Origin of the sequence: Sellimonas catena (assembly GCF_027924685.1) — a bacterium.
GTDB lineage: Bacteria > Bacillota > Clostridia > Lachnospirales > Lachnospiraceae > Sellimonas > Sellimonas catena.
In genome coordinates this window covers 1-3,296 of record NZ_BSBO01000076.1, presented here as the reverse complement: position 1 = coordinate 3,296, position 3,296 = coordinate 1, and the positions used below count along the sequence as shown (strand labels likewise).

2 protein-coding genes are annotated in these 3,296 nt (G+C 42.0%); one reads left to right on the top strand and one right to left on the bottom strand.

The window, feature by feature from the left end:
• Positions 1-629: 629 nt before the first annotated feature.
• Positions 630-1,904 (bottom strand): MFS transporter, encoded by a 1,275-nt coding sequence (locus Selli1_RS17980; RefSeq protein ID WP_087166892.1) that lies wholly within the window; start codon positions 1,902-1,904, stop codon positions 630-632.
• Positions 1,905-2,189: 285 nt separating this feature from the next.
• Here Selli1_RS17980 and Selli1_RS17975 point away from each other — a divergent pair, with 285 nt between their 5' ends.
• On the top strand, positions 2,190-3,029 hold the full coding sequence (locus tag Selli1_RS17975) for a MerR family transcriptional regulator (protein WP_118636683.1): 840 nt from the start codon (positions 2,190-2,192) through the stop codon (positions 3,027-3,029).
• Positions 3,030-3,296: the final 267 nt, after the last annotated feature.

Below are 3,296 nucleotides of genomic sequence, written 5' to 3'. Positions count from 1 at the left end.
GGAGGTTCTATTTTTCAGGATGGCGGCTCCGCCACATTTATTATCTGTCTGGAACAGTGATTTCCTCTTTTCGGACAGGTGATTTCCAAAACACCGGACAGGCGCTTTCAGCGCACCGGTATATCCACAAGAAGACGAATCGGTCGTTCTTATGGGGCTGGAATATATAATGAATACTATCCAAACGGTGATGTTTGTGAGAGTTGTGCGGTTGAAGAAATTAGTTGCGATTATGCGACTGGTGCTGAGATAAAAGAGCTGATGGGAACGTCTTGGGATGACGACTAATTGTTTTCAAAAAGGTACGGTAAAGTCCCTATAAATCCTGGCTTATTGGATAGAATTACATGGTGTTAGCACCATGTAGATAGGGCGATTAAGGAGAAATATTCGTGATACCCGTATGATACCTGTTTGGTCGGAAACCATGGATAATTAGTAAAATAAGGATATTACGAATATAAAAACCCATAAAAGTCAACTTGGCATTTAACAATTATGTTATATGTTGGTGGCGAATAGTAAACAGAGAGCCGGGAAGACGCATAAACAGCGGACTTTCCGGCTCTCTGTTTGTCTGAGTTTGTTAAATTTATTTTCCCGACAAATGGAGGATGCAGTCGTTTTATTCAGGCGCGTGCTTCCTCTGTTTGGGGATCCTGAATGTGGCCGATGACCAACATCGCCAGAATGAACAGCGCGATGGTAAATATAAAGGGCAGACGGCGGTCCAGGCTGGAAAGCCATCCGGCCAGGTAGCCGAACGGAGAGGAGAGTGCAATGGTTGAGGCCATGATCAGAGCGTTCAGGCGCGCGCGCTCCTGTGCGTTGATGCTGAGCTGGAGCAGTGCATCCTTGCGCGGATTCACCAATGCGGCGGCAACGGCAGCAGTGAATACGTAGACAAGAACAGGCACTAAACTGTTGACAGGAGAGAGAATCAACACCAGAGCAGCTGCACAGTACAGAACGAGCCCGGTCCACAGCGGAACCTTGAATTTTGCAACGCTCATACGGTGTTGGATACCGACCATAAAGACAAGCATGACGGCAGCGTTTAAAATCGGAAACACGGCCAGGTAGTTTTCAGAAAGCCCGAGCCTTTGGGTTACATACAGCCCGAAAAAGTTGGTGTTTACCATATTGCTGATATACAGCAGGACCGAAACGGCAACGGCCTTCAGAGCGCCCTTGTCCTTCAGAAGGTAAGGAATCAGTTGCCGATATTCGCCGAGCATTTGGAAAACGGAAACACCCTTGGTTTCGGCACGTCGGATTTTCCCCTGCTTTGTTTCCCTGCAGAATTTCAAGGTGATGAGCATTTTGATGATCATCGACACGGTGAAAAGCAGATACAGAACACGCACAACCGGTACTACCGAATAGGCATTGACAAACAAGCCGGAAAGCGGTGCAAAGAAGATGGACACCAGACCGCCGATGCTCACCCAGGTGTAGATATTGACAAGGTCTTTTGAGCGTGCGTCCTCGATCAGCAGACAGTACCACGCGGTCTGGTTGATCTGCTCAAAACAGTTCAGGACGGCAGCGAGTAAAAACAGCCAGAAGTTGTCGGATATAGCCCATACGAGACAAGCCAGTGCCCAACCAAAGAAGTCGCCCATCATGGTGGTGAATTTTCTACCGACTTTATCGGTCAGGATGCCACCGGAAAATGAGAAAAACACTTGAAACACCATGGCGATGGATAGAATCAGACCGATCTGCACGTCTGTGATGCCCTGGGTGTACATGTACAGCGTGGCAAACGGTGCGATCAGATTGTAAGGAATGCCCCATAAGGGCTCGATCAATGCCAGTGTGCGCGGGTTTCCAGGATTATTTTCCAAGACCTGAACCAATGGGTGTTCCCTGAGTTTTTCCAGTTTTGCTTTCAGATTCATATATATTCTCCCCGTATTCTCTCAATTTCCTCCCCATTCTATCATATCGTTCTGAAATCGAAAATAGGATTCAAGTTTTTTTCGGTAAATGAAGGGAGGGCAGATTCGAGAATATGCAATTTGAGAAGGAATAGAACATGAATAAAGAATGGTGTAAACTTAATAAAACAATGTAGTTCTTCAGAGCTTAAGGTGTTGATTGCTGCAAGTTCTGCTTGACTGTAAACCCTGTTTATAGTTTATATTCAAAAATAGAATATAGGTGCTTGAGAAGAGGTGCATGATATGACAATAAAAGAGGTTGAAAAACTGACAGGGTTATCACGTTCAAATGTACGCTTTTATGAAAAAGAAAAACTGATTGTTCCTGTAAGAAATGAAAGAAACGGTTATAGAGACTATTCCAATAGCGATATAGAGAATCTTAAAAAGATTGCATATCTTAGAACATTGGGAATTTCTATTGAGGATATACGAAGTATTATATCAGAAAACGTATCATTACGGGAAGTGATCCAAAAACAAAATAAAATACTAAGAGGTCAGATTAGTGAATTAAACAGAGCAAAAAAACTGTGTGAAAAAATGCTTGACGAAGAAACTATAGAGTATAGTGACTTAAAAGTAGAACAGTATGTGGCAGAATTAGAGAAATATTGGAGTGATAATAAGCCTGTGTTCAAATTGGATTCGGTTAGCTTTTTGTATATATGGGGGAGCTTTGTTACATGGACAATAATTACGGTAGTATGCTTATTGATAGCTTTATTGTTTTACACAAAGTTGCCGCCGAAAATTCCTGTACAGTGGAGCGATGGGGCAGTGTCCTCATTGGTGGACAAGAAATTTATTTTTGCTTATCCGATAGCGTGTATTGTAATCCGTTATTTTGTCAGGCCGATTATTTACGGAAAATTGCAGATGAATTTTTATTGTGAGGTTATGACAGAGTATTTAACAAACTATATGTGCTTCCTTGCTTTATCAGTGGAACTTTTTTCTATACTTTTTATTTATGGAATAGTAAAAAATATTATAGCAATGTTAGTTGTAGATACAGTCGTATTGATTGGCGTATTGATAAGAGGGCTTGCTAAAAAGAATTCAGGTACAATGGAAGTTTAGCACTGACCAATTTATGGGATATAAATGATGGAGTCCAAAGCGTAGAGAGGGTCGTAAAGTCATCCAAATCAGATGATGGAGCGGCCCTCTCTTTTTATGTGTAACATATTGACATTTAATTTGTTATATGGGTAGATAGGATGATATTGGGGTCAAAAGCCTGTCTATAGCACCTTGAAAAGTTCATATATTTTGTAGTAAATACAAGCCGAAATGCTTCTCTTGCTGTATAATAGAGCTATCCTAGAAAAGAAGGTAATCTTTATG